Origin of the sequence: Streptomyces sp. NPDC018610 (assembly GCF_044391765.1) — a bacterium.
In the GTDB taxonomy this organism is placed as follows: domain Bacteria; phylum Actinomycetota; class Actinomycetes; order Streptomycetales; family Streptomycetaceae; genus Streptomyces.
Genome location: NZ_JBISAL010000015.1, coordinates 17,379 through 42,129 on the forward strand (window position 1 = coordinate 17,379; position 24,751 = coordinate 42,129).

Below are 24,751 nucleotides of genomic sequence, written 5' to 3' on the forward strand. Positions count from 1 at the left end.
GGCCGTGGCGGCCTGCCTGGGGGGAGGAACGGGTCATGAGGGTCAGTGTTTTCGGGCTCGGCTACGTGGGCTGCGTGTCGGCCGCGTGCCTGGCGAGCATGGGGCACCAGGTCGTCGGGGTGGACGTGAGCCAGGTGAAGGTCGACCTGGTCAACGACGGCAGGGCCCCGGTGGTCGAGGAGCGGATCGGCGAGCTCATCGCCGAGGTGGTCGGGACCGGAGCGCTGCGCGCCACCGGCGACGTCCGCGAGGCGATCGCGGACAGTGAGGTGTCGCTGGTCTGCGTGGGCACGCCGTCGGAGCCCAACGGCAGCCTGTGCACGACGTACTTGGAACGGGTCACCGAGCAGATCGGCGCCGCGCTGGCCGAGCGGGGCGGGCGGCACACGGTCGTGTTCCGCAGCACCATGCTCCCGGGCACCTGTCTGAACCTGCTGGTGCCGATCCTGGAGAAGCACGTCGGCGGCACGGCCGGGGTGGACATCGGGGTCGCGGTCAACCCGGAGTTCCTGCGCGAGGGCACGAGTGTGCGGGACTTCTTCGACCCGCCCAAGACCGTCATCGGCGAGCTCGACACGGCGAGCGGCGACGCGGTGACGGCGCTGTACGAGGGTCTGCCCGGCGAGGTGTTCCGGGTGCCGGTCCCGACGGCCGAGGCGATCAAGTACGCGGACAACGCGTTCCACGGCCTGAAGATCGGCTTCGCGAACGAGCTGGGCGCGGTGTGCCAGGCGCTGGGGGTGGACTCGCACCAGGTGATGGACGTGTTCCTGGCCGACCGCAAGCTGAACATCAGCCCCGCATACCTGCGGCCCGGCTTCGCCTTCGGCGGGTCCTGCCTGCCCAAGGACCTGCGCAGCCTGGTCCACGCGGCGCGGCGGGCCGATGTGTCGGTGCCCATCCTCGCCCATGTGCTGCCCTCCAACTCCGATCATCTGCAGCGGGCGGTGGAGCTGGTCGAGCGGACCGGCAAGCGCCGGGTGGGGCTGTTCGGGCTGTCCTTCAAACCCGGCACCGACGACCTTCGCGAGAGCCCTCTGGTGGAGCTCGCGGAGAGGCTCTTCGGCAAGGGGTACGACCTGCGGATCCACGACGCCAACGTGAGCCTGTCCCGGCTGCTGGGCGCGAACCGCGAATACGTCGAGACCCGGCTGCCGCATCTCGCGCAGCTGCTCGCCGACTCCGTCGAGGAGGTGCTCGAACACGCCGAGGTGTGCCTGGTCGGGACCAGGGATCCGGCCGTGCTGTCGGCGCTGCCCCATGGTGACGGCCCGTTGATCGTCGACCTCGTCCGCCTTCCCGACGCCGAGGCGCGCCGGGCCGAACCGGGATACGTGGGCCTTGCTTGGTGACAGGACGTTCGGTGACACGGCCGGCGGCGGCCGGCGGGAGCGGCGCGCGCTGGTCCTGGTGGAGAACCTGTCGGTGCCGTTCGACCGGCGGGTGTGGCAGGAGTGCACGACGCTGCGCGACGCGGGCTGGGAGGTGCACGTCATCTGCCCCCGGGGGAGCAAGCGGGACACGGAGGCGGAGGCGGAGATCGACGGGGTGCGGATCCACCGCTATCCGCTGCGCGCGGCCACCGGGGGGCCGGCCGGATATCTGCGGGAGTACGGATCGGCGTTGTGGCACACGGCGCGGCTGGCCCGCAAGGTCGGCCCGGTCGACGTGGTCCATGCCTGCAACCCGCCCGACCTGCTGTTCCTGCCGGCGCTGTGGCTGAAGCGGCGCGGCGCGCGGTTCGTCTTCGACCAGCACGACCTGGTGCCCGAGCTCTACCTCTCCCGGTTCGGCCGCGGCGAGGACCTGCTCTACCGGGCCGTGTGCGCGCTGGAGCGGCTGACCTACCGGTCCGCGGACGTCGTGCTCGCCACGAACGAGAGCTACCGGGACGTCGCGGTGCGCCGGGGCGGCCGCCGGCCGGCGGACGTGTTCGTGGTGCGCAGCGCGCCCGACACCGACCGGTTCCACCCCGTGCCGCCCGAGCCGGAGTTGAAGCGCGGCAAGCCTCATCTGCTGTGCTATCTGGGCGTGATGGGCCCTCAGGACGGTGTCGACTACGCCTTGCGGGCCCTCGCGAAGCTGCGCGACGAGTTCGGGCGGAGCGACTGGCACGCGGTGTTCGTCGGCGGCGGCGACACCTTCGACGCGATGGTGGAACTGTCCCGGCGGCTCGGGCTCGCCGAGCAGGTGCAGTTCACCGGGCGGGTTCCGGACGCCGAGCTGGTGCGCTATCTGTCCACCGCGGACGTGTGCCTCTCCCCCGACCCGTGCAATCCGCTCAACGACGTGTCGACCATGAACAAGGTCCTGGAGTACATGGTGATGGGCCGACCGATCGTCTCGTTCGACCTCAAGGAGGCGCGCGTCTCCGCCGGGGACGCCGCCGTGTACGCGCCCGACGACGACGAGGCCGAGTTCGCCGCGCTCATCGCGCGGCTGTTGGACGATCCGGAGTCACGGGCCCGGATGGGCAAGATCGGCCAGGAGCGGATCGGCGGGCCGCTGTCCTGGCGCAACTCGCAGGAGTCGCTGCTCGCCGCCTACGCCGCCGCCTGTGGCGACCGGGCTCCGCGGCGGCCGCACCGGACCGGGCAGGGAAAGAGGCCACGCCGTTGAGCGATGACACGATACGCCTGGTCACGATCGGGCGGATCATCCGCCGGCGCCGGCGGCTTCTGATCGTCCTGGTCCTGGTGGGCGCGCTCGCCGGCTACGGCGCCTCCCTGCTGTTCCCGCCGCGCTACACGACGTCGGCGTCGGTGCTGCTGCCGGGGGCGTGGGAGGAGCGGGAGCTGCAGACCGAGGCGGAGATCGCGACCAGTTCGGTGGTGGTCGACCGCGCGGCCACCGCGCTCGGCTGGAGCGGGGTGAGCGGCGGCGAGCTGCGGGAGAAGGTGAGCGCGAAGGCCACCGACGGGAACATCATCAAGATCTCGGGCACGTCCGACACCCCGGAGCGCGCCCGGCGGCTGACCGACCAGGTGGCCCAGCAGTTCGTCACCTTCGCCGCGCGGATCGTGGACGACAACACCGACCCCGAGGCGGCGACGCGGCTCCAGGCGCTGCAGCAGATGGTGGAGCAGAGCAGCCGCCGCATCACGGAGCTGGCCGATGCGGCCGGTCCGGGGAACACCGTGGAGAGCGTGCAGACCCGTACCGATCTGGAGAAGCTGCGGACCTCGCTGCAGGACGCCATGACCAAGCTGGACCAGGCCGGCCCGGCGTCCAACAAGGCCAACATGGTCGTCATGGGGCCGGCGGCCCGGCCGGCCGGCGAGGCGCCGCCGACGCGGGTGCAGCTCATCGCCGGCGGGGCGCTGCTGTTCTTCCTGCTCGCGGTCGTCGGACATCTCGCCGCCGCGCGGATGAGCCGTCGGCTGCGCGCCGCGCCGGAGATCGCCGCGGCGCTGGGCTCGACGGTGCTGGGCAGCGTCGACGTCCCCGGTGGGCGGCGGGCGCGCCGGCCGAGCGGCCGTGGCCCGCGGGGTCGGTTGCGCCGACTGCTGGGCATCGACACGAGGTGGGACGTACCGGCCCCGCGGGTGTCCGGCGACGAGGCCGGCCTGCGGATCCGCTACCGGCGGGTGTGCGCCCGCCTGCGGGACCTGTTGCCGGGCGCCCGGCGGCTGCTGGTCGTCGTCCCGGAGGGCGACGAGATCGCCCGCCGGGCCGCCGGGCAGCTCGCCGCCGAGGCCGACGGCGATCCCTTCGCGGGCTCTTCGAGCAGGGGATGCCCCGCGCTGCGGGTGGTGGGGGTGTCGGTGTCCGAGCCGTTGGTGCCCGACCGGGGCGACGAGTCCGGCGCCCTGGTCGTGCTCAGCGCGGGCGACTGGACCGCGGCGGAGCTCGCCGGCGTCGCCGAGGCGTGCGCGGACGCGGGGCACGAGGTCGTCGGCGTCGTCCTCGCCGACACGGTCCGGGCCCGTTCGCCGAAGCGGTCCGCCGGCCGGCCCGCGGATGTCGCCGTGCCCGCGCTCGCGGTCGGCGACCACGCGAAGGGAGGTTCGAGGTGACGACGAGTACGACTTCCCGGGCGCCGGCCGCCGTTCCGCTGCTGGACCTGCAGGCGCTGGTGGTGGCGGTGCGCAGGCGGCGCCGACTGTGGGGCTCGATGGCGCTGCTGGGGCTGCTCGTCGGCGTCGCGGTGGCGGTCCTGCTGCCTCCGCCGCCGACCGCGGTGACCAAGGTGCTGGTCGCGCATCAGGAGGACCAGCCGAACGACCCCGGGACGCTGATCCGCACCGACGTCGCGCTGCTGCAGACCACGCGGATCGCCGGTCAGGCCCTGCGGTCCCTGCACTCCTCGCAGGAGCCGGAGGACTTCATGCGGGACTACGGGGGTGTGGGCCTGACCAACAACCTGCTGCAGATCACCGTGACCGGTGACAACGACGCGCAGGCCGTGGCCCGGGCCGAGGCGCTGGCCGACGCGTTCGTCACGGACCATGTGCGGCGGATCCAGCAGGCCGCGAACGCCCAGGCCAAGGCCCTGCTCGACCAGCGCGGCCGGCTGCAGGACGAACTCGCCCAGGTCAACAAGACGATCGGTGACGGATCGCCGGGAAGCGGGCCGAAGGCGTCGGCGGACCTGGAGTCGCTCTTCGCCCGCCGGGCCGAACTCACCTCGCAGATCACCGATTTCGGCCAGCGCGCCGCGGAGGCGAGGATCGGCACGCCCCAGCTCGTCGCCGGCACGCAGATCGTGGACGCCCCGCGCGCGGTGCGGCACTCCCTGCCCAGGGCCGCCGCCACCGACGCGGCCGTCGGACTCGTCCTCGGGCTGGCCCTCGGGCTCGCGGTGGCCGCGGTGGGCACGGTGGTGGCGGACCGCCCCGTGCTGCGCCGGGAGATCGCGGCGCACCTCGGCGCCTCGGTCGTCGCGGAGCTGCCCCGGCGCCCGGCCGGGCCGTGGCGGCGCCGGCGGACCGGGGCGGCGCGGACACGGCTCACCGCGTTCCTGGCCCGCACCGTGCGCGGTTCGGCGGAACCGGTGTCGCTGCTGGAACTGGGCTGTGCGCGCGGCGCGAGCGTGATCGCGCTGGACCTCGCCCGGGCGCTGGAGGCGGAGGCGCCGGTGGTCGTCGTCGACGCCCTGCCCGGCACACGGCTCGCGGGCCGCCGGCCCAGGCCCGGCGACCCGGCCGTGGTCGGCGACGACCGTGCCGCGGCCCTCCCCCACCAGGAGCGCCGGCTCGGGGTGGGCTCGGTGGCGCCCGGCACGGCGTGGACCGACCTGCGCCGCCTCGGCACCCGGACCGTGCTCGTGGTGCGCGCCGGGCACGGCAGCGCCGCCTGGCTGCACACCGTGGCGCGGCAGCTCGCGGAACAGTCCATCGCGGTGATCGGTGTGGTGCTGATCGACCCCGATCCGCGTGACCGGACCGACGGCACGCTGTGGGGCGGGCCGCACACCGCGCCGTACGGCCGCGAGGAGCGGACGGCCCGGCAGAACGGGACGGGGCCGCGGCGCGCGGAACGGCTGCCGGTGCGGGCGGCGCGGGTCCCGGACAGCGACCAGGAAGAGCGGTAGAACATGTGTGGCATCGCAGGCGCCTACCGGTGGCCGGACGGGAAGGCCGTGACCGACCGGCTCACCGGCACCCTCGCCCACCGCGGTCCGGACGGGACGGGCCGCTACAGCCATCGTGCCGGTGACGGCGAGGTGCACCTCGGGCACCGCCGGCTGGCCGTCATCGACCTGTCCGGGACGGGCGCCCAGCCGATGGTCTCCGACGGCCTCGTCCTGACGTACAACGGCGAGCTGTACAACGCGCCCGAACTGCGCGCCGAGCTGGCGGCCGCGGGAGCGCGCTTCCGCGGCACCTCGGACACGGAGGTGCTGCTGGAGGCCTGGCGGCGCTGGGGCACGGACTGCCTTCCCCGGCTGCGCGGCATGTTCGCGTTCGGGATCTTCGACGAGCGGAGCGGTGATCTGGTGCTGGCCCGCGACCAGCTCGGCATCAAGCCGCTGTTCCTGCTCCGGCGCGGCGAGGGCCTGGTGTTCGCCTCCGAGCTGAAGGCGCTGGCCGCCGCCACCGACGGGTCGCTGCGGGTGGACCACACGGCGCTGGTGGCCTCGCTGCTGTACTACTGGGTGCCCGACTCCCGGTGCGCGTTCCGCGAGGTGGAGAAGCTGCCGCCGGGGAGCTGGCTGAGGTGCCGGCCCGACGGCCGGGTGGACCGCGGCCGGTTCTGGCACCTGAAGGACGTCGCCGCCGAGGGACAGGAGCGGGCCCGCGGCGGCGAGCTGCCGGATCTGGCCGCGGTGGTCGAGGAGTCGACCCGGCGCCACCTGCTCTCCGACGTGCCCGTGGCGGCGTTCCTGTCCGGCGGGCTCGACTCCAGCTACCTGACCGCGCTGGCGGCCCGCGACCGGCCCGGCATCTCCGCGTACACGATCGGGTTCCGCGCCCAGGACGCGAGGATCGAGGCGATGCCGGACGATCTGCGCTACGCCCGGCGGGTGGCCGAGCGGTTCGGCGTGGACCTGCACGAGATCGAGATCGCTCCGGACGTCCTCGACCTGCTGCCGCGGATGACGTACCACCTGGACGAGCCGATCGGCGATCCCGCCGCGATCAACACGTTCCTGATCTGCTCGGCCGCCCGGGAGGCCGGGGTCAAGGTGATGCTCTCGGGGATGGGCGCCGACGAGTTGTTCGCCGGCTACCGCAAGCACCTGGCCAACGTGATGGCGCTGCGCTACCAGCGCGTGCCCGGGTTCCTGCGGCGGGGTCTCGCCGGGGCCGTGGACCGGCTGCCGGTCGCCTCCGCCCGCCGGGGGTACCGGTCGGTGCGCTTCGCGAAGCGGTTCCTCTCCTTCGCCGGCCTGCCGGAGGAGACCGCGTTCCGGCGCAGCTACACCATGTACGACCGGGAGGAGCTGCTCGCCCTGGTCGACCCGGACCTGGCCCGGTCGGTCGAGGACGTGCTGACCGAGCACGCGGACGTCTACGGGGACAACGACCTCGACGACTTCGTCAACCGCATGTGCCTCGGCGACGCCCGGATGTTCCTGCCGGGCCTGAACCTCGCCTACACGGACCGCTCCAGCATGGCCGCGTCCACCGAGGTGCGGGTGCCGTACGTGGACGTCGAGGTGGTCAAGGCGGCGTTCGCCGTGCCCGGTGACCGCAAGATCGTCGGGCGGCAGGGCAAGGCCGTCCTCAAGGAGGCGGCCGGCTCGGTCCTGCCGCGCGAGGTCGTGTACCGGCCCAAGGGCCTGTTCAGCGCTCCGCTGCGCGCCTGGATGAGCCGGGATCTGGCGCCGCTGGTGCGCGAGGTGGTCAACGACGGCGTGCTCGTCGGTTCGGGGCTCCTGCGCCGTGACGCACTGGCCCGCATGGTCGCCGAGGACGCCGCCGGGCACCGGGACTTCTCCAAGCATCTGTGGCATGTGCTGACCCTCGAGTACTGGTACCGCGGCGCGACCTCCGGGTCCGGCCAGAACCTTCCCCTGACGGCGTAGAGACAAGAGGACTTCGGGTGAAACAGGTCGTGCAGAACTACAGGAGCGGCGAGCTGGCGCTGCTCGACGTGCCGGCGCCGGGGTGCAAGCCGGGCGGTGTGCTGGTGCGGAGCGCCTACTCGCTGATATCCACCGGGACCGAGCTCATGAAGGTGTCCGAGGCCGGCATGTCGATGCTGGGCAAGGCCCGTTCCCGGCCGGACCAGGTGGCCAAGGTCGTGCAGAGCGTGGCCGCCAACGGCGTGCCCGCCACCTACCGCAAGGTGATGGGCAAGCTGGACTCCTACACACCGCTGGGCTACTCGCTGTGCGGGGTGGTCGAGCAGGTCGGCGCCGGGATCGACGACGTGGCGGTCGGCGACCTCGTGGCCTGCGCCGGCAACGAGCACGCGTTGCACGCCGAGTTGAACTGGGTGCCGAAGAACCTCTACGCCCGGGTGCCGGAGGGTCTCGCGCCGCGGCACGCGGCCTTCGGCACCGTCGGGTCGATCGCGTTGCAGGGCGTCCGCCAGGGCGAGTCGCGGCTCGGCGAGGTGGCGCTGGTCGTCGGTCTCGGGCTGATCGGGCAGTTGGTGGCGCAGTTGCTGACCGCCTCGGGGGTCCGCGTCGTCGGGGCCGACCCGGATCCGGCGCGCTGCGAGCTGGCCGCGCGTCTGGGCGCCGTGGCCTGCGGCGATCCGGCCTCCGCCGCCGTGGAGTCCGCCGTCGCCGAGCTGACCGACGGCCGGGGCGTGGACCAGGTGTATCTGGCGGCCGGCGGGAGCAGCAACCAGCCCGTCGAGCTGGCCGCGCGGCTGAGCCGGGACCGCGGCCGGGTCGTCGACATCGGCAAGTGCCGCCTGGACCTGCCGTGGAACGCGTACTACGAGAAGGAGCTCGACGTCCGGTTCTCCCGCAGCTACGGCCCCGGGCGCTACGACCCGGAGTACGAGCTCGAGGGGCGGGACTACCCGATCGGTCATGTGCGCTGGACCGAGCGCCGCAACCTGGCGTGCTTCCTCGATCTCGTCGCCCGCGGCGGCGTCGACGTGGAGCCCCTGGTCTCCCATGTCGCCGATTTCGCCGACGCCGTCGAGACCTACCGGCGCCTGGAGGAGGGCGACCTGAAGGCCGTGGCGGTGCTGTTCCGCTACCCCGGGCACGCCGCCGAGGCCGAGGCCCCGGTGGTGTCCGTGCCCGCGGTGAGACGGGCTGCCGGGGCAACGGCCGTACCGAGCCGGGGTGTCGGTGCGCCGGTGCGGCTGGCCTTCGTGGGCGCGGGCAACTACGCGTCGTCGATGCTGCTGCCGCACCTGGCGCGGCGCGACGGCGTGGAGCTGTCGACGGTGGTCACCACGACGGCGCTGTCCGCGGCCAACGCGCAGCGGAAGTTCGGCTTCGCCGAGGCGACCACCGACCTCGACGCCGTGCTCGGCGACAAGTCGATCGACGCGGTGTTCGTGGTCACCCGGCACAGCTCCCACGCCGAACTGACCCGGCAGGCGCTGCTGGCCGGCAAGGCGGTGTTCGTGGAGAAGCCGTTGGCGCTCACCGAGGACGAACTGGCCGGCGTGCTCGCGGCGGTGGAGGAGTCCGGCAACGACCGGCTGCAGGTGGGCTTCAACCGCCGGTTCGCGCCGCTGCTGCGGGAGGCCGGGAAGCGGTTCGGCGCCAGGACCGGCCCGGCGAGCCTGCGCTACCTGGTCAACGCCGGCCGGCTCGACCACGGCAGCTGGTACCTGCGGGAGGCCACCGAGGGCTCGCGGTTCGCCGGCGAGGGCGGACACTTCATCGACACGGCGAGCTGGCTGCTCGGGGCCGACCCGGTCTCGGTGTACGCGGTCGCCCCGTCCGGCAACGAGGACCTGCAGGTCGTGCTGCGCTACCCGGACGGGTCCGTCGCCACGATCAGTTACGTCACCACCGGCGCGCCGGGATTCCCCAAGGAGACGCTGGACCTGGTCGCGGACGGCAAGGTGCTGCGGCTCGACGACTTCGTGCGGGCCTCGGTCCACGGCCGCGAACGGTGGGTGAGTTCGCGGCTGCCCAAGGCCCGGGACAAGGGCCAGTCCGCCGAACTGGCCGCGTTCGTCAGGGCCGTGCGGACCGGCGGGCCGATGCCGGTGCCGCTCCGGTCGCTGGTCGCCACCACGGCGGCCACCCTCGCCGTGCGGGCCGGTCTGGCCGCCGGCGTGCCGGTGACGCTGGCGGGGGCGCGATGACCATGAGCGCGGGCTGGTACCTGCGCCGGCTGTCGCGGATGGGACCGCGCGAGGTCGCCGGCCGGGCGGGCGACGCGGTGCGCAGACGGCGGTGGCGGTCGGCGCGGCCCGAGGGCCCGGGGGTGACCGGCGCCCGGTTCACCGCCGTACTGCCCGCGGGGGCGATCGCCGCGGTGCCGCCGGACGCCGCGAAACGTCTCGTCGCCGAGGCGGACCGGCTGATGGCCGGGCACGCCGAGTACTTCGGGGTGGGCCGCGACGACATGGCCGACCCCGACTGGTGGTACGACCCGAGGACCGGGCGCCGGGCCCCGTCGGGCTACGCCTTCGACGTGCCCTACCGCGACGAGGACGCGGTCGGCGACATCAAGCAGATCTGGGAGCCGTCCCGGCACCAGTACCTCACCGTGCTCGCCGCCGCCTACGCGGTCACCGGGAACGAGCGGTACGCCGAGCGGGTGGCCGAGGCCCTGAGGTCGTGGTGGGCGGGCAACGCGCCGCTGCGCGGGGTGCACTGGACCAGCGGCATCGAGCTGGGGATCCGGCTGCTGTCCTGGGTGTGGATCCGCCGGCTGCTCGACGGCTGGCCGGGTGCGGCCGCTCTGTTCGAGGACAACCCGGTGGCGCTGCGCCAGATCTGGCACCACCAGCGCTGGCTGGCCGCCTTCCCCAGCCGGGGGTCCTCGGCGAACAACCACGTCATCGCCGAGGCCGCCGGGCAGTTCGCCGCGTCCTGCGCGTTCGGCTGGTTCCCCTTCTCGGCGCGGCTGCGCGCCGACGCGCTGCGGTCGCTGGAGCGGCATCTGCGGAGCAACACCTTCGGCTCCGGCCTCAACCGGGAGCTGGCCACCGAGTACCACGGGCTGGTGCTGGAGCTCGGCCTGGCCGCGGTGGCCGAGGCGGACACCGCCGGTGTGCCCGTCCCCGCCTCGGTCCGTCTGGTGCTGCTGCGGATGACCGACGCGCTCGCGGCCGTCGTGGACGACCGGCTGCGGCCGCCGCGCCAGGGGGACGCGGACGACGGGCACGGTCTGGTCGTGGACGGCGCGGGAACCGACCGCTGGGCGTCGCTGCTGGCCACCGGGGAGGCCGTGTTCGGGTCTCTGCCCTGGTGGCCGGCGGTGACCGGCGCCGATGTGCGCACCCCGCTGCTGGCCGCGCTCATCCGGCCGTACCCGCCGGACGGCGCCGCGCCGGCCGTGTCCCGACCGGCGGCCCGGCCCGCCCACTTCGCCGACGCGGGGCTGACGATCCTGCGCGGTCCGGGGGAGATCTGGTGCCGCTGCGACGGCGGTCCGCACGGCTTCCTGTCCATCGCCGCGCATGCCCACGCCGACGCGCTGTCCGTGGAGGTCCGGCACGACGGCGTCGACGTGCTCGCCGATCCCGGGACGTTCTGCTACCACGGGCAGCCCGAGTGGCGGCGGTACTTCCGCTCGACCCTCGGCCACAACACGCTGCGGCTGGACGGCGGTGACCAGTCCGTCTCCGGCGGCCCGTTCCTGTGGACACGGCAGGCCCGCAGCCGCGTGCTGGTCGCGGACGCCTCCGACGGGCAGGTGGCCCGCTGGTGCGCCGAGCACGACGGCTACCGGCCCTCCGTGCACCGCCGCCGGGTGGAGCTGAGGGGCGCGGACCGGGAACTGCGGGTGGTGGACGAGGTGCGCGGCGATCGCCGGGCCGTACAGCTGGTGTTCCACCTCGGCCCGGCGATCGCCGCAGAGCTGGAGGGGAGCCGGGCGCGGCTCACCTGGAGCCGGGACGGCGAGGAGCGCTCGGCGACGCTCCATCTGCCCGGCCGGCTGAGCTGGCGGGCGCACCGCGGCGAGAGCGACCCGCCGCTGGGCTGGTACTCCGCCGGCTTCGGGCGCAAGGAGCCCACCACGACGCTCATCGGCACCGGCTTCGCCGACGGCACGGAGGGGTTCACCACCGTGCTCAGGTTCCGCGACTAGGGGGGCGTGTGGGGAACAAGTGGCGGCGCTGGGCGCTGCCGGCGGCACCGCTGGCGCTGGTCCTGCTGGCGGCGACGGGCTGTGAGAGCACGCCGGAGGCGCGGCACGAGCCGGCCGCCGCGCCGTCCCCGCCCGTGGCCCGGGTGTGCGCCGCGCCCGCGGCCGGACCGGCGAAGGCGCCGGCGGGCGCGGTGACGATCGACCCGGCGGTCGCCGGTGACCTGGCCGCGAAGACCAGGAGCAGCCCCCCGCACACCACGTTCTGGCTCCGGCCGGGCAAGCACCGGCTCGCACCGGACCGCTACGCCCAGGTCATGCCCAAGGAGGGGGACACCTACCTCGGCGCGCCGGGCGCGGTCCTCGACGGTCTCAGGACCAACCAGTACGCGTTCGGCGGCACCGCCCGCGACGTCACCATCCGCTACCTGACCGTGCAGGACTTCGTCGCACCGCAGGACGAGGGCGTGGTCAACCACGACTCGGCCGACGGGTGGGTGATCGAGCACGCGACGATCCAGAACAACTCCGGCGCGGGTGTGATGGCCGGCGCCCGCCAGCGGGTCCGCGCCAGCTGCCTGCGCGGCAACGGCCAGTACGGCATGAACGCCTACAAGGCGAGCGGCCCCCTCCGCGGCCTGGTGGTCGAGGGCAACGAGATCGTGGGCAACAACAAGGACGACTGGGAGCGGCGGCGGCCGGGCTGCGGCTGCACCGGGGGCGTCAAGTTCTGGGCCGTCGACGGCGCCGACGTACGCGGCAACTGGGTGCACGACAACCGGGGGGCCGGGTTGTGGGCGGACACCGACAACAACGACTTCCGCATCGAGGACAACGTGCTCGAGGGCAACGACGGCGCCGCGCTGATCTACGAGACCAGCTACAACGCGGTCGTCCGGGACAACACGATCCGGCGGAACAACTGGGTCGAGGGCCGCAAGTACGCCGACCGCGGCGACAGCTTCCCGTTCGCGACCGTCTACCTGTCCGAGTCCGGCGGCGAGCCACGGGTCCGGGCCCGCACCGACAAGATCGAGGTCTATGGGAACGTCCTGGAGAACAACTGGTCCGGGATCACCCTGTGGGAGAACGCCGACCGGTTCTGCAACAGCCCGGCCAACACCTCCTCCGGTGACTGCACGCTGCTGGTGAAGGACACCCACCGCTGCGCGCAGCCGGCCATCGCCACCGCACCGCTCTTCGGCGACTGCCGGTGGAAGACGCAGCGGGTCGACATCCACGACAACCGTTTCGTGCTGGACAAGACCGTCGTCGACTGCACGGTGAAGTGCGACCGGATGGCCGTGCTCGCCAACTACGGCACCTACCCCGACTGGTCACCGTACAAGGGCGACCGGGTGGCCGAGGCGATCACCCTGCGGCAGCACAACCGCTGGCACGACAACGTCTACGTCGGGCCGTGGAAGTTCGTCGCCCAGGACCCGAGCCGGATACTCGACTCCGGGCAGTGGCAGGGCATGCCGTACCGCCAGGACACGGGCAGCACCTTCCGCGCAGGGGACGGTGGTTGAGATGGGCGCCTCGTCCTCCACACCGAGGACCGTCGGGGCGGTCTGGGGGCTGCTGGTCCTCAACACGCTGGGCTCCGCCGGGGCGAGGACCATCGTCCCGCTGCCCCGCTCCCTCATCCAGATGGTCACCATGGGCGCGCTGGTCGCCGCGTTCGCGCTGGCGCTCCTGCTCAACCTCCGGCTGCGCGTCCGGGCCAGCGCCTACCTGCTCCTGCTCACCCTGCTGCTGGTGCCGAGCGTCATCTCCAGCGTGCACCTGGAGTCCGGGTTCGGCGCGCTGTTCCGCTGTGCCCGGCTGGCTCTCTTCGTCGGCACGCTGTGGCTGCTGAGCCGCTGGTGGGACGGCGGCCTGACGTTCGTCCGGCACCACATCCGGATGTACTTCGTGGTCCTCGGATCGGTGGCCGTCGGCGCGGTCGTCTCGCCGGGCGCCGCCCTGCCCGACCTGTACGGCGGGCGGCTGGTCGGCGCGCTCTGGCCGCTCACCCCGCCGCAGATCGGACAGTACGCCGCGGTGATCACCGGGCTCGGTGTGCTGCTGCTCCTGGGCCGCCGGACCGACCGGACCAGCGCGGCGGTGGTCATCGTGCCCTCGCTCGTCCTGCTCGCGCTGACCCATACCCGCACGGCCACGTTGGGCCTGCTCGTCGGCCTGACGCTGGCCATCGGCTCGCTGCTCCTGACCAGCGCCGCCGCCCGCCGGTTCTTCGTCTGGGCGGTGCTGTGCGCCGCGGTGGCCGCGGTGGGGTTCGCCTCCGCGCTGCAGGCGTGGTTCCTGCGCGGCCAGAGCCAGGAGAACTTCAGCAGCCTCACCGGTCGGGCCAAGGTCTGGGAGGCCCTGCTGGCGGCGCCCCGGACGACCTCGGAGTACCTGTTCGGCGCGGGCCTGGGCGACAAGTCGTTCAACGGGCTGCCGATCGACGACAGCTGGCTGGCCGTCTACCAGGAGCAGGGGATGACCGGCGTCGTCCTGGTGGCGGCGGTCGTCGTCGTGCTGGGGGGCGTCGCGCTGCTGCGGCCGCCGTCGCTGTCGAGGGCCTGCGCGGTCTTCCTGATCAGCTACTGCGCGATCGCGTCGTACACCGAGGCCGGGCTGGGCGACGCCTCGCCGTACCTGCTGCATCTGGCGGTGGCCGCCTCGCTGCTGGCCACACCCGCCGAGCCCACCGCACCGCCGGCGCCCGAGGTCACCCGACGGCGCGTCCCGCGATGGGCCCAGAGATCGGAGGCTCCTTGAGCATGCACGTCCTCGTGGTGCACAACCGCTACGCCTCGGCGCAGCCGAGCGGGGAGAACAAGGTCGTCGACCAGGAGGTGGCGCTGCTGCGCGGGGCCGGCCACCGGGTCGGGGTGTTCGAGCGGCGCAGCGACGACATCGCCGCCCGGTCCCTGCCGGGCAAGGCCGCGCTGCCGCTGCTGGTGCCGTGGAACCCGGCGGTCCGCGCGGAGCTCGCCGCCCGGCTGCGCGCCGAGCGGCCGGACGTGGTGCACGTCCACAACGTCTTCCCGCTCCTGTCGCCGGCGGTGCTGGCGGCCTGCGCCGACGCCGGCGTGCCCGCCGTGGCCACGCTGCACAACTACACCCAGGTGTGCCCGCCGGGCACGCTGCAGCGGGACGGCAGGCCGTGCGCCGAGTGCGTCGGGTCCACACCGCTGCCCGCCGTCCGGCACGGCTGCTACCGCGGCTCCCGGCTGGCGACGGTGCCGCTCGCGGTCAGCATGTCGGTCAACCGGCGGCGGTGGTGGACCGGCGTGGAGAAGTTCTTCTGCATCTCCGCCGCGCAGCGCGACGTCCTGGTGCGGGCCGGCATGCCGGCCGGGCGGCTGGCGGTGAAGCACAACTTCGTGCCCGATCCGGGGGTGCGCCGCACGGGCCCCGGGGAGCATCTGCTCTATCTCGGCCGGCTCGCCCAGGCCAAGGGGGTGCGGCTGCTCATGGCCGCGTGGGACGAGATCGCCGCCGGCGGCGGGGTGGGCGTGCCGCTCGTGATCGCCGGCGCCGGGCCGCTGGAGCGGGAGGTGGCCGCCTGGTCGGCGGGCCGGGACGACGTGCGCTACGTCGGCCTGTACGACACCGAGCGGTGCCGGCGGGCCGTCGCGCGCTCGGTCGCCGTGGTGGCTCCCTCCACGTGGCTGGAGGCGTTCGGCCTGGTGGTCGTGGAGGCGATGGCGGCCGGGGTCCCGGCCGTCGCCGCCGGTCACGGCGCCTTCGTCGAACTCGTCGAGGACGGGGTGACCGGGCTGCTGCACCGGCCGGGCGATCCGGCGTCGCTCGCGGCCTGTCTGCGCCGGATCACGGCCGACCCGGTCCTGGGCCGGGAGACGGGCGAGGCGGCCCTGCGCCGCTACGAGAAGGACTTCAGCCCGGCCGTCGGGCTGGAACGCCTGGTGGAGGGGTACCGCTCCGCGATCGCGGGCCGGTCCGGCGGCGGGGACGGCCCGCCGCCACCAGGGGACGCAAGCACTGGCCCGCGGCGGGGGCGCTCGCGCGGGCGGGATGGGGGCAGTAGATGACACGATGCCGACTGTGCGGTTCGGCGGCGCTGGAGAGCGTCGTCGACCTGGGAGCGACCCCGCCGTGCGAGAGTTTCCTCGCCGCGGACCGACTGGACCTGCCGGAACCGGCGTTCCCGCTGCATCTGCGGGTGTGCACCGACTGCTGGCTCGCGCAGATCCCTCCGCTGATCACGCCGGAGGAGACGTTCACGCAGTACGCGTACTTCTCCTCGTACTCGACCTCCTGGGTGGAGCACGCGCGCACGTTCGTCGCCGGCGCCGTGGAGCGGCTGGGGCTGGGCGCCGACGCGTTCGTGGTCGAGGTCGCGAGCAACGACGGGTACCTGCTGAGGCACTTGGTGGAGCGCGGGATCCGCTGCCTCGGCATCGAGCCCTCGGTGAACGTCGGCGCCGCGGCCCGGGAGGCGGGTGTGCCCACGCTCACGGAGTTCCTGGACCCGGCCACCGGTGCGGGCGTCCGTGCCGAGCACGGCCCGGCGGACCTGGTCGTGGCCAACAACGTGTACGCGCACATCCCCGACGTGATCGGCTTCACCCGGGGTCTGCGCGCCCTGGTCGCCGACGACGGCTGGGTCTCCGTCGAGGTGCAGCATCTGCTGACCCTGATCGAGGAGAACCAGTACGACACGATCTACCACGAGCACTTTCAGTACTACACGGTCGCGTCCGCGGCCCGGGCGCTGGCGAGCGGCGGACTCACGCTGGTGGACGTGGAGACGCTGCCCACGCACGGCGGCTCGATCCGGTTGTGGGCACGGCCGGCCGAGGTGGCCGGCGAGCCGAGCCGGCGGGTGGCCGAGGTCCTGGACCGGGAGAAGGCGGCCGGGCTGCGGGAGCTGTCCGGGTACACCGAGTTCTCCGCCCGGGTGGCCAAGGTGCGCCGGGACCTCCTGAAGTTTTTGATCGAGGCGGCCGAGCGCGGCGAGACGGTCGTCGGCTACGGCGCTCCCGGCAAGGGCAACACACTGCTCAACCACTGCGGCATCCGGCCCGACCTGCTCCCGTACACGGTCGACCGCAATCCCTACAAGCACGGCAGGTTCACCCCGGGCACCCGGATCCCGATCCTGCCGCCCGAGCGGATAGCCGCCGACCGGCCCGACTACGTCCTCGTCCTGCCGTGGAACCTGCGGGCCGAGCTGGTCGAGCAGCTGTCCTTCGTGCACGCCTGGGGAGGCCGGCTGGTCTTTCCCATACCGGCACTGAGCATCGTCGAGGCCGCGTCTTGAAAGAGGTCACAGCATGAAGGTCGTCCTGTTCTGCGGCGGTTACGGGCTGCGCATGCGCAACGGAGCCTCCGACGACGTGCCCAAGCCGATGGCGATGGTCGGTCCCCGGCCGCTGATCTGGCACGTGATGCGCTACTACGCCCACTACGGGCACACGGAGTTCATCCTGTGCCTGGGGTACGGGGCCCACCACATCAAGGACTTCTTCCTCAACTACGAGGAGACGACGTCCAACGACTTCGTGCTGCGCGGCGGGCGGACCGAGCTGCTGTCCACCGACATCGCCTCCTGGACGATCACGTTCGCGCAGACCGGCATCGAGTCGCCGATCGGGGAGCGGCTGCGCCGGGTGCGCCACCACCTGGACGGCGACGAGATGTTCCTCGCCAACTACGCCGACGTGCTCACCGACGCCCCGCTGCCGGAGATGATCGACCGGTTCGCGCGGCGCGACGCCGGCGCGTCGATGATGGTGGTGCCGCCGCAGTCCTCGTTCCACTGCGTGGACCTGGGCGAGGACGGACTGGTGGGCGGCATCACCCCGGTGAGCGAACTGCCGTTGTGGGAGAACGGCGGCTATTTCGTGCTCCGCCAGGAGGTCTTCGACCACATCCCGGAGAACGGGGACCTGGTCGCCGACGGATGCGCCCGACTCGCCAAGTGCGGGAGGCTGGTGGCGCACCAGCACCGCGGCTTCTGGAGACCGACCGACACCGTGAAGGAGCGGGCCGCGCTCGATGACGCCTACGCCCGGGGCGACCGCCCGTGGGCCGTGTGGGAAAGGGACGGCGCGGGGGCTCACGCCGCGGTGAGGACCGCGTGATCCGGCTCGGCGCGGGAGGCCTGGACCGGCTCGTCGCGGTGGGCGCGCACTGCGACGACATCGCCATCGGCGCCGGCGGCACCCTGCTGACACTGTGCCTCGCCCAGCCGGGTATCCGCGTCGACGCGCTGGTGCTCACCGGCGCCGGCAGCGAGCGGGAGCAGGAGGAGCAGGCCGCGCTCGCCGCCTTCTGCCCGGGCGCCGACCTGCGGCTGACCGTGCTCAAACTGCCCGACGGCCGGGTGCCCGCGCGCTGGGAGGAGGCCAAGGCCGCGGTCGAGGAGCTGCGCGGGCGCACCGAGCCGGATCTCGTGCTGGCCCCGCGCACCGACGACGCGCACCAGGACCACCGCTGCCTGGCGAAGCTGATGTCCACCGCGTTCCGCGACCATCTCGTGCTCGGCTACGAGATCGCCAAGTGGGACGGCGATCTCGGCCGTCCGGCGGCGTACCAGCCGCTGTCGCCGACGACCGCCGAACGGAAGGTGCGGCTGCTGCAGGAGCACTACCCCTCGCAGCGGCACCGGCCCTGGTACGACCGGGAGGCCTTCCTCGGACTGGCGCGGATCCGCGGCATCGAGTGCCACGCCCGCTACGCCGAGGCGTTCGCCGTCACCAAACTCACTCTCAACCTGGGGGGTTGAACCTTGCGCGTACTGCTGACCGGACACCAGGGCTACCTGGGCTCCGTGATGGCCCCGGTCCTCACGGCCGCCGGACACGAGGTCGTCGGTCTCGACGCCGGCCTGTTCGCCGACTGCCTGCTGGGGCCGCGGCCCGCGGACCCGCCGCGGAACGGGGTGTCCCCCGCCGCGGCGGAACCGGGAGCCCGGGGCAGGGTGGACCTGCGCGACATCACGGCCGATCACGTGGCCGGGGTCGACGCCGTGATCCACCTGGCCGCCCTGTCCAACGACCCGCTGGGATCGCTGGCGCCGGAGCTCACCTACGACATCAACCACCACGCCTCCGTGCGGCTGGCCCGGCTGGCCAGGGACGCCGGGGTGCGGCGCTTCCTGTACGCGTCGACGTGCTCGGTCTACGGCGCCGCCGGCGGCGGCGACCTGGTCACCGAGGACGCCCCGCTGCGCCCGGTGACGCCGTACGCGGAGTCCAAGGTGCGGGTGGAGGACGACCTGCACACACTCGCCGACGACGACTTCAGCCCGGTCCACCTGCGCAACGCCACCGCCTTCGGCTACTCGCCCCGGCTGCGCGCCGACATCGTGCTGAACAACCTGGTGGGTCACGCGCTCCTGTCCGGCGAGGTGCTGGTGCTCTCCGACGGCACCCCCTGGCGCCCGCTGGTGCACGCCGCCGACATCGCGCGGGCCTTCGCGGCGGCGCTCACCGCGCCGCGGGAGGCGGTGCACGACCGGGCGTTCAACATCGGCAGCGAGATCAACAACGTCACGGTCGCCGAGATCGCCGAGCAGGTCGCCGAGGCGGTGCCCGGCTCGAAGGTGGTCGTCACCGGGGAGACCGGCGCCGATCCGCGGTCCTACCGGGTGGACTTCTCCCGGTTCCGCGCCGCGGTGCCCGGCTTCGACTGCGAGTGGACGGTGAAGCGCGGGGCGCTCGAACTCGTCGAGGCCTACCGGAAGTTCGGGCTGACCCGGGAGGACTTCGAGGCCCGCTTCACCCGCCTGGCCGTGCTGCGCGCCGCCCTCGACGCCGGCACGGTCGACGACACCCTGCGGTGGCGCCGATGACCGCGGCCGGCGAGGAGATGTACGCGCTGGTGGAGCGGCTGTACCCGCTGTGCCGGAGCATCACCGGCGACGGTGTGCGCGCCACCTTGCGGATCGTCGACGAGTACCTCCCGCTGCGGATGCACGAGGTGCCGACCGGCACGCAGGTGCTCGACTGGACGGTCCCGAAGGAGTGGAACATCCGCGACGCGTACATCGCCGACCCGGCCGGCCGCCGGGTCGTCGACTTCGCCGCGTCCAGCCTGCACGTGCTCGGCTACAGCGTGCCGGTGTCGGCGACCATGCCGCTGGCCGAGCTCCGGCCACACCTGCACACCCTGCCGGACCACCCGTCCTGGGTGCCGTACCGCACCAGCTACTACGAGCCGGAGTGGGGGTTCTGCCTGGCCCAGGAGACCCTGGACGCGCTGCCGGACGGCGAGTACGAGGTACGTGTCGACTCCACCCTCGCCGACGGCCACCTCACCTACGCCGAGCACGTGGTCCCCGGGCAGGTGCCCGACGAGGTGATCGTCTCCTGCCACGTCTGCCACCCGTCGCTGGCCAACGACAACCTGGCCGGCATCGCGGTGGCGACGTTCCTGGCCAGGGAGCTGGCGGAGCGGACGCCGTACCACACCTACCGGTTCGTCTTCGCCCCCGGCACCATCGGGGCGATCACCTGGCTGGCCCGCAACGCGGACCGGATCGAACGCGTCAAGCACGGCCTGGTGCTGGCCTGCGCCGGAGACCGGGGCCCGCTGACGTACAAGCAGAGCAGGCGCGGTGACGCGGAGATCGACCGGGTGCTGCGGCACGTGCTGACCGCCACCGAACGCCCGCACCGCGTCGAGGAGTTCACCCCGTACGGCTATGACGAGCGGCAGTACTGCTCGCCCGGGTTCGATCTGGGCGTCGGCTCGCTCACCCGGACCCCGTACGCCGGCTACCCCGAGTACCACACCTCCGCGGACGACCTGGACTTCGTCTCCCCCGAGGCGATGGCGGACACGCTCGCCGTCTGCCGCGAGGCGTTCACCGTCCTCGACCGCAACCGGCGGTACGTCAACCTCAGCCCCTACGGCGAACCACAGCTGGGCCGGCGCGGGCTGTACGACTCGCTCGGCGGGCGCAGCGACGCGAAGCGGACCCAGATGGCCATGCTCTGGGTGCTCAGCCTCTCCGACGGCGAGCACAGCCTGCTGGACGTCGCCGAGCGGTCCGGGCTGCCGTTCGACACCGTCGCCGACGCGGCCGACGCCCTGCACGGCGCCGGGCTGATCAAGGCGTGACGCCGATGACCACCGAGGAGGAGAGGACGACGGCGTCGGCGGACCGGGCCGAGACCGGCCGGCGGGCCGCCCAGCGGGCCGTCGTCGGCCGGCTGTCCTGGGGACTGGCCGACCAGGCGGCCTCCAGCCTGAGCAACTTCGCGGTGGGCATCTACGTGGCACGCTCGCTGGGGCCGACCGCGTTCGGCGTGTTCAGCCTGGCCTGGGTGACCTACGGCGTGGTGCTCAGCGTCTCGCGCGGACTGGCCACCGATCCGCTCGTGGTGCGCTTCAGCGGCGCCCCCGAGGCGTCCTGGCGCGCGGCGGTGGCGCGGTCGTCGGGGACCGCGCTCGGCGTCGGCGCCGTCGTCGGCGCGGCGTGCCTGGTGACCGGGCCGGCCCTCGGCGGGAGCGTGGGGCCCGCGTTCGCCTGTCTCGGCGCCGTGCTGCCGGGGCTGCTGCTGCAGGACGCCTGGCGGTACTCGTTCTTCGCCGCCGGCGCCGGCCGCAAGGCGTTCGTCAACGACCTCGTGTGGGGCGTGGCGCTCGTCCCGGCCATGGTGCTGGCGGCCCACGCCGGCAGCGTGGCCGCCTTCGTGCTCGCCTGGGGCGGGTCCGCCGCGGTGGCCGCCGGGTACGGCTGCCTGCAGTCCGGCATCCGGCCCCGGCCGGCCGGAGCGCGCGAGTGGCTTCGCGCGCAGCGCGACCTCGGCTACCGGTACCTGGTCGAGAACACCTGCGTCAGCGGCGCGAGCCAGCTGCGGGCGTACGGGCTCGGCGCGATCGTCGGGGTCGCCGCGGTGGGGGTGATCCGGGGCGCCGAGCTCCTGCTCGGCCCGTTCATGGCCGTGCTGATGGGGCTGACGCTGGTCACCGTCGCGGAGGCGGCCCGGATGCTGCGCCGCGCCCCGCACAAGCTGGGCAGGTTCTGCCTGCTGCTGGGCGGCGGGCAGGCGGTCGGCGCGCTGCTGTGGGGCGCGGCGCTGCTGCTGGTGCCGGACCGGGCCGGCGAACTGGTGCTCGGCGACGTCTGGCACGCCGCTTCCCGGCTCATCGTGCCGGCCACGCTCGGCGTCGCGGGCGCCGGCCTCGGCAGCGGCGCGGCGGCCGGGTTGCGCGCGCTCGGCGCGGCCCGGCGCAGCCTGCGCTGCCAGCTCTTCGCCTCCGCCTGCTACGTCGGCGGCGGGCTCGGCGGGGCGGTCGTGGCGGGCACGGTCGGCTCGGCCTGGGGCGTCGCCGCCGCGACCGTCTGCGGCGCGGCCGTGTGGTGGCTGCAGCTGCGGTCGGCACTGCGCGAGCGCGCCCACCACTCCATCCGCGAAGTGAGGACCTCATGACCGACCGCCCCAGGCTGAGCATCGGCCTGCCCGTGTACAACGGCGAGGAGTACCTCGCCGAGGCGCTCGACGCCCTGCTCGGCCAGACCTACGAGGACTTCGAGCTGGTCGTCTCCGACAACGCCTCCACCGACGGGACCCGGGACATCTGCCGCCGGTACGCGGCGCGGGACTCGCGCATCCGCTACCTCCGGCTGCCCCGGAACATCGGCGCCGCGCCCAACCACAACCACGTGTTCGCCGAGTGCCGCGGCGAGCTGTTCAAGTGGGCCTCGCACGACGACCTGTACGCCCGGGACCTGCTGCGGCGCTGTGTCGAGGCGCTGGACGAGCGGCCGGAGGTGATCCTCGCGCACAGCGGCCAGGCCGTCATCGACGGCGACGGCCGGGTGAAGGTCCCCTACGAGTACGGCCTCGCCACCGACTCCCCGCACGCGCCGGAGCGCTTCCGGAGCCTGCTGTTCGAGCCCGGTGGAGACGACTTCTACGGGGTGATGCGGGCCGATGTGCTGCGCCGGGTGAAGCCGCACGACAGCTACCACCACGCGGACCGCACGTTCGTCGCCGAGATCACCCTGCACGGGCCCTTCCACCAGGTGCCGGAGCTGCTGTACTTCCGCCGCGACCATCCCACCCGCGCCGAGCGGGCGAACCCCTCCAAGCGCTCGCGGTGCGTCAATCTGGACCCGCGCCGGGCGGGCCCGCTGCACCCGACGCCCCGTCTGCTCGCCGAGTACGTCTGGGGCTTCGTCGCGGCGGTCCGGCGGGCTCCGCTGTCCCCGGCCGACCGGCGCGCGTGCTACCGCCACCTGGCGGCGTGGATGACCAGCCGGGCCCGGCCGGGCGCCGGCGAGCGGGTCGAGGACCGCGCCCCGGTCGACCCGGACCGGCTCACCGTCTCCGTCGACGCCCTGGTCGCCGGCCGTGAGGGGAGGCGGGCATGACGTCCGGGCACGGGCCCCGGACGCGCGTCGGGGTGTTCGGCCTGCTCGGCTCCGGCAACCTCGGCAACGACGGGTCGCTGGAGGCGGTCCTCGGGTATCTGCGAGCCGGGCATCCGGAGGCGGACGTGGACGCGCTGTGCGGCGGACCGGAGGTCGTCGCGGCCCGGTACGGGATCCCGGCGACGCGGCTGCACTGGTACCGCGGGGAGTACCGGACCGCGTCGCGTGCGCGCGCGATCGCGGCGAAGGGGCTGGGCAAGCTCGTCGACGCCGTCCGCACCGCCGCCTGGGTGCGCCGGCACGACGTGGTGATCGTGCCGGGCATGGGCGTCCTGGAGGCCACGCTGCCGCTGCGGCCGTGGGGCTTCCCGTACGCGCTGTTCCTGCTCTGCGCGAGCGGCCGGCTGTTCGGCACCCGGGTCGCGCTGGTCGGCGTCGGCGCCGCCGCGATCGGCAGCCGGCCGACCCGGACCCTGGTGCGCTGGTCGGCGCGGCTGGCCTCCTACCGGTCGTACCGGGACGACCTGTCCCGTGACGCGATACGGGCGATGGGCGTGGACACCGCGCGCGACGAGGTCCACCCGGACCTCGCGTTCGCCCTGCCCGCGCCGCCGGCGAGCGCGCCTTCGGGACCGCCCGGCCGGGTCTGCGTAGGCGTCATGGCCTTCCACGGCGGCGACGACGACCGCGCCCGGGCCGAGGAGATCCACCGGCGCTACCTCGACGGGACGATCCGTTTCGTCCGCGCGCTGGTCGAGGACGGCAGACCGGTCCGGCTGCTCACCGGCGACGGGGTCGACGCGCCGGTGGTCGCCGCGATCCTCGACGCGGTGGACTCTCCGCTCGTCACCGCCGCCGAGGCGTCCTCGCTGGCCGACCTGATGGAGGAGGCGGCCGCCGCCGACAGCGTCGTGGCGACCCGCTACCACAACCTGGTCTGCGCGCTGAGGGCCGGCACGCCGACGCTCGCGCTCAGCTACGCCGCCAAGAGCGACGCGCTCATGGCCCGGATGGGGCTGGAGGAGTACTGCCACCCGGCCCGCGAGGTCGACGCCGGCCGGCTGCTCGAACAGTTCCGGGCGCTGGAGAAGCACGCGGCACAGCTGCGGCGGATCCTCGCCGAGCGGAACCTGGCCGCGACCCGGCTTCTCGAACGGCAGTTCACCACCCTGACGGCGGTCCTGTTCCCGGCGGCCGACCACGACCACGCCCACGCCCGGCAGGAGACTCCATGAAAGCGACCGAAGTCCCGGCGATCGCCGGCGCGTACCTGTTCGAGCCGACGCCGTACGCCGACGAGCGCGGCTTCTTCTGCCGCACCTTCGACGCCGACGTGGTCCGCTCGGTGGGCCTGGATCCGGACGCCTTCGTCCAGGACAGCGTCTCCCGCTCGGCGGGCGGCGTGCTGCGCGGACTGCACCTGCGCTCCGGCGCCGGCGAGGCCAAGCTGGTGCGGTGCTCGTACGGCAGGATCTTCGACGTCGTCGTGGACCTGCGGGCCGACTCGCCGACCTACCTGGGCCGGGCGTTCTTCGAGCTGTCCGACCGGACGCAGGCCACCCTCTACATCCCGGCGGGATGCGCGCACGGCTTCCAGGCCCTCACGGCGACCGCCGACGTCTCGTACCGGATCGACCGTCCGCACGATCCGGCCGAGGACGTGACGATCGCCTTCGACGACCCGGATCTCGCCATCGACTGGCCGCTGCCGGTCGCATCGATGTCCGCGCGGGACCGCAAGGCGCCGAGCCTCGCCGAGGTCCTGAAGCAGAAGGAGAGCTGA

Annotated in this window: 19 protein-coding genes; all 19 read left to right on the forward strand. The window is 73.7% G+C overall.

Annotation, left to right across the window (positions count from 1 at the left end):
- The first annotated feature begins 35 nt into the window (after nt 1-35).
- The 19 genes from ACH5A8_RS31590 to rfbC are packed head-to-tail and all read left to right on the forward strand — an operon-like array spanning nt 36 to nt 24,751.
- Nucleotides 36-1,352, forward strand: coding sequence for a nucleotide sugar dehydrogenase (locus tag ACH5A8_RS31590; protein WP_399007422.1), 1,317 nt, complete (start codon nt 36-38; stop codon nt 1,350-1,352).
- Complete coding sequence (locus tag ACH5A8_RS31595) at nt 1,342-2,619, forward strand: glycosyltransferase family 4 protein (RefSeq protein WP_399007423.1); 1,278 nt, start codon at nt 1,342-1,344, stop codon at nt 2,617-2,619. The genes ACH5A8_RS31590 and ACH5A8_RS31595 overlap by 11 nt, the downstream gene beginning before the upstream one ends.
- Nucleotides 2,616-4,016 (forward strand): Wzz/FepE/Etk N-terminal domain-containing protein, encoded by a 1,401-nt coding sequence (locus ACH5A8_RS31600; protein WP_399007424.1) that lies wholly within the window; start codon nt 2,616-2,618, stop codon nt 4,014-4,016. The genes ACH5A8_RS31595 and ACH5A8_RS31600 overlap by 4 nt, the downstream gene beginning before the upstream one ends.
- Complete coding sequence (locus ACH5A8_RS31605) at nt 4,013-5,533, forward strand: Wzz/FepE/Etk N-terminal domain-containing protein (protein WP_399007425.1); 1,521 nt, start codon at nt 4,013-4,015, stop codon at nt 5,531-5,533. The genes ACH5A8_RS31600 and ACH5A8_RS31605 overlap by 4 nt, the downstream gene beginning before the upstream one ends.
- Nucleotides 5,534-5,536: 3 nt before the next feature.
- A complete protein-coding gene (asnB, locus tag ACH5A8_RS31610) occupies nt 5,537-7,471 on the forward strand; it encodes an asparagine synthase (glutamine-hydrolyzing) (protein WP_399007426.1) in 1,935 nt (644 codons plus the stop codon).
- A gap of 17 nt (nt 7,472-7,488) precedes the next feature.
- Nucleotides 7,489-9,672 (forward strand): bi-domain-containing oxidoreductase, encoded by a 2,184-nt coding sequence (locus ACH5A8_RS31615; protein WP_399007427.1) that lies wholly within the window; start codon nt 7,489-7,491, stop codon nt 9,670-9,672.
- The gene (locus ACH5A8_RS31620; protein WP_399007428.1) at nt 9,669-11,627 is read left to right on the forward strand and encodes an alginate lyase family protein; all 1,959 of its coding nucleotides are present in this window, start codon (nt 9,669-9,671) and stop codon (nt 11,625-11,627) included. The genes ACH5A8_RS31615 and ACH5A8_RS31620 overlap by 4 nt, the downstream gene beginning before the upstream one ends.
- Before the next feature lie 8 nt (nt 11,628-11,635).
- The gene (locus ACH5A8_RS31625) at nt 11,636-13,156 is read left to right on the forward strand and encodes a right-handed parallel beta-helix repeat-containing protein (RefSeq protein ID WP_399007429.1); all 1,521 of its coding nucleotides are present in this window, start codon (nt 11,636-11,638) and stop codon (nt 13,154-13,156) included.
- Between the two features lies 1 nt (nt 13,157).
- Nucleotides 13,158-14,393: an O-antigen ligase domain-containing protein gene (locus ACH5A8_RS31630; RefSeq protein WP_399007430.1), complete on the forward strand. Its 1,236-nt coding sequence runs from the start codon at nt 13,158-13,160 to the stop codon at nt 14,391-14,393.
- 2 nt (nt 14,394-14,395) lie between these two features.
- The gene (locus ACH5A8_RS31635) at nt 14,396-15,670 is read left to right on the forward strand and encodes a glycosyltransferase (RefSeq protein ID WP_399007542.1); all 1,275 of its coding nucleotides are present in this window, start codon (nt 14,396-14,398) and stop codon (nt 15,668-15,670) included.
- A complete protein-coding gene (locus tag ACH5A8_RS31640; protein WP_399007431.1) occupies nt 15,667-16,902 on the forward strand; it encodes a class I SAM-dependent methyltransferase in 1,236 nt (411 codons plus the stop codon). Before ACH5A8_RS31635 ends, ACH5A8_RS31640 begins: the two co-directional genes overlap by 4 nt.
- A 13-nt stretch (nt 16,903-16,915) precedes the next feature.
- Nucleotides 16,916-17,725 carry a glucose-1-phosphate cytidylyltransferase gene (locus tag ACH5A8_RS31645; RefSeq protein ID WP_399007432.1) on the forward strand — a complete coding sequence of 270 codons (810 nt, stop codon included), beginning with the start codon at nt 16,916-16,918 and terminating at the stop codon, nt 17,723-17,725.
- Nucleotides 17,722-18,369, forward strand: coding sequence for a PIG-L deacetylase family protein (locus tag ACH5A8_RS31650; RefSeq protein WP_399007433.1), 648 nt, complete (start codon nt 17,722-17,724; stop codon nt 18,367-18,369). The genes ACH5A8_RS31645 and ACH5A8_RS31650 overlap by 4 nt, the downstream gene beginning before the upstream one ends.
- Before the next feature lie 3 nt (nt 18,370-18,372).
- Nucleotides 18,373-19,437: an NAD-dependent epimerase/dehydratase family protein gene (locus ACH5A8_RS31655; RefSeq protein ID WP_399007434.1), complete on the forward strand. Its 1,065-nt coding sequence runs from the start codon at nt 18,373-18,375 to the stop codon at nt 19,435-19,437.
- A complete protein-coding gene (locus ACH5A8_RS31660) occupies nt 19,425-20,708 on the forward strand; it encodes a DUF4910 domain-containing protein (RefSeq protein WP_399007435.1) in 1,284 nt (427 codons plus the stop codon). Before ACH5A8_RS31655 ends, ACH5A8_RS31660 begins: the two co-directional genes overlap by 13 nt.
- A 5-nt stretch (nt 20,709-20,713) precedes the next feature.
- Complete coding sequence (locus tag ACH5A8_RS31665) at nt 20,714-22,024, forward strand: hypothetical protein (protein WP_399007436.1); 1,311 nt, start codon at nt 20,714-20,716, stop codon at nt 22,022-22,024.
- Nucleotides 22,021-22,968: a glycosyltransferase family 2 protein gene (locus ACH5A8_RS31670; protein WP_399007437.1), complete on the forward strand. Its 948-nt coding sequence runs from the start codon at nt 22,021-22,023 to the stop codon at nt 22,966-22,968. Before ACH5A8_RS31665 ends, ACH5A8_RS31670 begins: the two co-directional genes overlap by 4 nt.
- The gene (locus ACH5A8_RS31675) at nt 22,965-24,203 is read left to right on the forward strand and encodes a polysaccharide pyruvyl transferase family protein (protein ID WP_399007438.1); all 1,239 of its coding nucleotides are present in this window, start codon (nt 22,965-22,967) and stop codon (nt 24,201-24,203) included. Before ACH5A8_RS31670 ends, ACH5A8_RS31675 begins: the two co-directional genes overlap by 4 nt.
- Entirely contained in the window at nt 24,200-24,751 is a 552-nt protein-coding gene (gene rfbC, locus ACH5A8_RS31680) for a dTDP-4-dehydrorhamnose 3,5-epimerase (protein ID WP_399007439.1), read from the forward strand. Before ACH5A8_RS31675 ends, rfbC begins: the two co-directional genes overlap by 4 nt.

Bases quoted from the DNA above. Each gene is read 5' to 3' on its own strand.
- ACH5A8_RS31590 (WP_399007422.1), top strand. From the start codon at position 36: ATGAGGGTCAGTGTTTTCGGGCTCGGCTACGTGGGCTGCGTGTCGGCC.
- asnB (WP_399007426.1), top strand. From the start codon at position 5,537: ATGTGTGGCATCGCAGGCGCCTACCGGTGGCCGGACGGGAAGGCCGTG.
- ACH5A8_RS31620 (WP_399007428.1), top strand. From the start codon at position 9,669: ATGACCATGAGCGCGGGCTGGTACCTGCGCCGGCTGTCGCGGATGGGA.
- ACH5A8_RS31630 (WP_399007430.1), top strand. From the start codon at position 13,158: ATGGGCGCCTCGTCCTCCACACCGAGGACCGTCGGGGCGGTCTGGGGG.
- ACH5A8_RS31635 (WP_399007542.1), top strand. From the start codon at position 14,396: ATGCACGTCCTCGTGGTGCACAACCGCTACGCCTCGGCGCAGCCGAGC.
- ACH5A8_RS31640 (WP_399007431.1), top strand. From the start codon at position 15,667: ATGACACGATGCCGACTGTGCGGTTCGGCGGCGCTGGAGAGCGTCGTC.
- ACH5A8_RS31645 (WP_399007432.1), top strand. From the start codon at position 16,916: ATGAAGGTCGTCCTGTTCTGCGGCGGTTACGGGCTGCGCATGCGCAAC.
- ACH5A8_RS31665 (WP_399007436.1), top strand. From the start codon at position 20,714: ATGACCACCGAGGAGGAGAGGACGACGGCGTCGGCGGACCGGGCCGAG.
- ACH5A8_RS31670 (WP_399007437.1), top strand. From the start codon at position 22,021: ATGACCGACCGCCCCAGGCTGAGCATCGGCCTGCCCGTGTACAACGGC.
- ACH5A8_RS31675 (WP_399007438.1), top strand. From the start codon at position 22,965: ATGACGTCCGGGCACGGGCCCCGGACGCGCGTCGGGGTGTTCGGCCTG.
- rfbC (WP_399007439.1), top strand. From the start codon at position 24,200: ATGAAAGCGACCGAAGTCCCGGCGATCGCCGGCGCGTACCTGTTCGAG.